This is a genomic window from Alysiella crassa DSM 2578 (genome assembly GCF_000745955.1).
GTDB lineage: Bacteria > Pseudomonadota > Gammaproteobacteria > Burkholderiales > Neisseriaceae > Simonsiella > Simonsiella crassa.
In genome coordinates this window covers 1-4,243 of the sequence record NZ_JQKH01000121.1, presented here as the reverse complement: position 1 = coordinate 4,243, position 4,243 = coordinate 1, and the positions used below count along the sequence as shown (strand labels likewise).

Below are 4,243 nucleotides of genomic sequence, written 5' to 3'. Positions count from 1 at the left end.
AAATATTTATTTGGAATTCCAGTGGTGAATCTACTCGTTGTTATTATTTAATAACAACTGAGCCAGATGATTATTTATGGGAACAAGATGAATATAAAAATGATATGTTAATTACCAAAACGAATTTAACTATATTAGATAACTTACGTGGAGAAATGGAATGGATAACACGTATATATTCAGAGAATCTAGACACAATGTCAACAGAACGTTACCAAACACTATTAAAAAATGGTCAAGAGGATTTTGAATACTATGCGATTGGGCGTTTATTACCCTAAAATGGGGAAAATACCGTTTTCAGGCTGCCTTAATATCTCACAAGGCAGCCTGAATTGCATTTACGCCAAACGCCCTGCTCTTGCCAATTTATCGGCATACGCCAAACGTTCAGGCGTACCCACGTCCAGCCACAAACCTGTATGCCATTCGCCGCCCACACGGTTTTGTTGCATGGCTTGGCGCAATAAGGGGGCGAGTTTGGCGGGTTCCCGCTTTTTGGTTTCCGCAAACAATTCAGGGCGATACACGCCCACGCCGCTAAATGTGCCGCCGTTGCCGCCATTGGGTTGTGCCAACACGCGCCCTGTTTCGCTTAAACCAAAATCGCCATTCGGATTATGCGGCGGATTGGCAACCAGCCATAAATGCGCCCAATCGTTGCCCAAATCATCGGCACGTTTACAGGCAGCCTGAAAATCCAAATCGGTCAATACATCGCCATTAATCACCAAAAACGGCTTATCACCCAACAAATCCAAAGCGGTGGCAATGCCGCCCGCCGTTTCCAAACCCGTTTCGCCTTCGGGCGAATAGGCGATGTTTATGCCATACGCCGCGCCATTGCCCAAAGTCTGCTCAATTTTCGCGCCCAACCATGCGTGATTAATCACAATCTCTGTTATCCCAGCCGCTTTCAAACGGCGCAAATGCCAGCCAATTAAAGGCTCATCGCCTGCCATTAATAAGGGTTTTGGGGTGGTGTCGGTGAGTGGGCGCATACGCTCGCCGCGTCCTGCGGCTAAAATCATGGCTTTCATTTGATTGAACTTTCTTGCAAATTTTGAAAATGGCGTGATTATAGCTTCAGGCAGCCTGAAAATGTTAGAATCCGCCCTATTTTATTGACACGGACAAACCCCCAAATGTTGCCCAAACGCACCCTATCCATTGCCCCCATGCTGGACTGGACAGACCGCCATTACCGCTATATGGCGCGACAAATCACCCAAAACACATGGCTCTACACCGAAATGATAAACGCAGGCGCGATTATTCACGGCGACCCCAACCGCTTTTTGCTCAAAGACGAATGTGAAAACCCAGTCGCCCTACAACTCGGCGGCAGCGAACCCGAACAACTCGCCCAAGCCGCCGCCAAAGTCGCCCAATTTGGTTACGATGAAATCAACCTAAACTGCGGCTGCCCCAGTCCACGCGTACAAAAAGGCGCGTTTGGCGCGTGCCTGATGAACGAAGTGGCACTCGTTGCCGACTGCCTAAACGCCATGCAAGCCGCCGCCCCCGATTGCGCCATCACCATCAAACACCGCATTGGTTTAGACAAACAAACGGAATATCAACCCCTTGCCGATTTTGTTGGCGAACTCGCGCAGCGCACCAATTGCCGCACCTTTATTGTCCACGCCCGCAATGCGTGGTTGGACGGCTTGTCGCCCAAAGAAAACCGCGACATTCCCCCTTTGCGCTACGATTTTGTTTACCAATTAAAACAAGATTTTCCCCATTTAGAAATCATCATCAATGGCGGCATTAAAACCAATCACGAAATTGCCGAACATTTACAACACGTTGATGGCGTAATGGTCGGGCGCGAAGCCTATCACAATCCCATGCTGATGCAATCGTGGGACACACAATTTTATGGCAGCACGCAGCCTGAAATCAGCCACGCTCAACTGATTGAACGCCTGCACCAATACGCCACCGCCCAACTCGCTACCCATCGTGGCACCATTTTGCGCCACATGGCACGGCATTATCTTGGCTTAATGCACGGCTTACACGGTGCGCGGGCATGGCGGCGAATCTTGTCAGACGCCGATTTGCTCAAGCCCAACAACCCCGATTTGCTCTGGCAAGCATGGGCGGAAGTACAACGCGAATGCGAATAATCAAACAGGCAGCCTGAAAACTTTTCAGACTGCCTGTTTTTATAGTGGATTCAATTTAAATCAGGACAAGGCGACAGCGACCGCCGTGTACACATAGTACATAAGGAAGCTGGCAACGCGGTACTGGTTTAAATTGAATTCACTATATTTTAAATCAATTATTTAGGAGCCCCGTAAACCGAACCCCAAGCCCTATTCACACGCTCGGCAGCCGCTTTTAATTTCGCGTCATACTCGCCGCGTTCGCCTTCAGTCAGCATTAATTCCGCGCGGATTTTGTCCACTTCCAATTGCGCCGCCGACAATTTTTTCTCCGCCGACTTCAAACGCGCTTGCACACGCGACACATCAGAGCGGTCATGCGCTTGCGCTTTCAACAAAGCCTGATAATTCAATTGCGCCGCCATCAATTCCTCTTGCGCCGACAAACGTGGGCTAGCTTTGGTAACATTTTTCACTTTATTTTCAACTGCTTTCACCACTTTAACTTCCGCAGATTTTGCCGTGCTTGCCACTTTAGTCGCTTTGGCTTCGCTGGTTTTGACTGTTTCGCTTACTTTTTCTGCTGCTTTGCTGGTTTTTTCGCTGTTTTTTTCTTCAGAAAACGCGCTGGTGGCTTTCACAAAATCCACCATTTTTTCCGATTGAGCTGCTTGAGTGGCTTGAGCAGCCTGTGCCGCTTTGCGCTCGGCGACTGTTTCCATTAATTTATCGGGAACTTGTGCCGCTTCCGCTTTGGTTTCGCTCACTTTTTCGTTGGTTTTTTCGCTGACTTTGCTGGCGGCGGATTTGGCGGATTCAACCGCTTTGTTGGCGGCGGCTTTTGCCGATTTCACGCCATCGCTTACTTTGCTGCTGGCGGATTTCACCGTTTCAGTTGCATTGCTGCTGGCGGATTTGGTGGATTCAACCGCTTTGCTGGCGGCAGATTTTGCCGATTTCACGCTATCGCTTACTTTGCTGCTGGCAGATTTCACCGTTTCCTGAACGCTGCTGCTGGCTTTGCTGCTGGTGTTTTTGGCTTTTTCTACTGCTTTGCTGGCGGCAGATTTTGCGCTGGATTTTGCGGATTCCACCGCGCTGTTGGCAACGGTTTTCGCGGTTTCTTTGGCGGTGTTTGTTACCGAATCCGCCATCGCGTGTTGCATAGATAATGCCAATAATGGCAGAAAATAAATTTTATTATTCATCATGTTATGGTGTCCTAAAAATAAAAAAAAGATGGTGTGATGATGGTTCAGGCTGCCTGAAAAATGGTTTTAAAAAATCCAAAAATCATGTGCGTGAGTGAAATGCGCATGATGGATTTTTTCTATCCAAATGATTTTAAATAAAAAAATCATACAAATACCCACAAATACGGGCGGATTGTAACAACCCGCCCATCATTAAAATGGTTCACCCAATTTTCAGGCAGCCTGAAAATTCAGCGCGATAATAACATAAGAAATCATATCAGTTAAGCTACTGAATTGTAAATTTATTATTTACACGCAATCCCCAACTGTTTTTCGGCGATTGTGCCACGCGCAATCGGCATGGGCGGAATGGGATTGGTGGTGTAACGTTCTTGCGACAAAATTTTGCCTTTTTCGTCAAAGAACTGTACCGCCGTTAAACGAAAGCTGCGGTTGCGGCAATGAAATTCCCAATCGCTCACGGCAACTTTGTAGCGTGGCGTGCCGCTATAGCGTTCTTGGTCGGGGTTTACCACGATTTTGCGGTCGCGCAAATACGCCAAATCGCCGTTGCGGCGTATGCTGCCCGAATCGTAGGACGCGACCAAATTGCCATTGCTGGTGCTGCCCAAATTTTTCCACGAGCCTGCAATGCTGGGCACGTTTTTCATATTTGGTGCGCCGCCGCCACCGCCGCAGGCTGCCAGTAAAACTGTTACCATACAAATCATTGAATATTTTGTAAATTTCATTTTTTTCCTGATAAAAATAGAATTGAAACACATATTGTGAATTTAATCGCCGCCAAATTCAAATATTTTGACACGTTTTGACGTTTCAGGCTGCCTTTCGGTACACGACAAAATTCATATAGGGTGCGTATTACACACCGAATTTTAATGATTTGAATAATTTGGTGCGTGGTACGCA

General features: G+C 47.5%; 5 protein-coding genes. 2 read left to right on the top strand and 3 right to left on the bottom strand.

What is annotated here, in order from left to right:
- Nucleotides 1-281 (top strand): hypothetical protein (locus Q338_RS14935; RefSeq protein ID WP_211249460.1); only part of this gene is annotated, 281 nt, incomplete at its 5' end.
- 60 nt (nt 282-341) lie between these two features.
- On the opposite strand, the gene murU is transcribed toward Q338_RS14935, so the two are convergent.
- Nucleotides 342-1,040 carry an N-acetylmuramate alpha-1-phosphate uridylyltransferase MurU gene (gene murU, locus Q338_RS12055; protein ID WP_034295818.1) on the bottom strand — a complete coding sequence of 233 codons (699 nt, stop codon included), beginning with the start codon at nt 1,038-1,040 and terminating at the stop codon, nt 342-344.
- A gap of 105 nt (nt 1,041-1,145) precedes the next feature.
- Here murU and dusA point away from each other — a divergent pair, with 105 nt between their 5' ends.
- Nucleotides 1,146-2,135, top strand: a complete 990-nt coding sequence (gene dusA / locus Q338_RS12050) for a tRNA dihydrouridine(20/20a) synthase DusA (RefSeq protein WP_051968643.1) — start codon at nt 1,146-1,148, stop codon at nt 2,133-2,135.
- A gap of 158 nt (nt 2,136-2,293) precedes the next feature.
- On the opposite strand, the gene Q338_RS12045 is transcribed toward dusA, so the two are convergent.
- Both Q338_RS12045 and Q338_RS12040 read right to left on the bottom strand, forming a co-directional pair.
- Nucleotides 2,294-3,328 (bottom strand): hypothetical protein, encoded by a 1,035-nt coding sequence (locus Q338_RS12045; RefSeq protein ID WP_034295812.1) that lies wholly within the window; start codon nt 3,326-3,328, stop codon nt 2,294-2,296.
- 290 nt (nt 3,329-3,618) lie between these two features.
- Entirely contained in the window at nt 3,619-4,065 is a 447-nt protein-coding gene (locus tag Q338_RS12040) for a surface-adhesin E family protein (RefSeq protein WP_034295809.1), read from the bottom strand.
- Between the last annotated feature and the right edge of the window lie 178 nt (nt 4,066-4,243).

Bases quoted from the DNA above. Each gene is read 5' to 3' on its own strand.
- dusA (WP_051968643.1), top strand. From the start codon at position 1,146: ATGTTGCCCAAACGCACCCTATCCATTGCCCCCATGCTGGACTGGACA.
- Q338_RS12040 (WP_034295809.1), bottom strand. From the start codon at position 4,065: ATGAAATTTACAAAATATTCAATGATTTGTATGGTAACAGTTTTACTG.
- murU (WP_034295818.1), bottom strand. From the start codon at position 1,040: ATGAAAGCCATGATTTTAGCCGCAGGACGCGGCGAGCGTATGCGCCCA.
- Q338_RS12045 (WP_034295812.1), bottom strand. From the start codon at position 3,328: ATGATGAATAATAAAATTTATTTTCTGCCATTATTGGCATTATCTATG.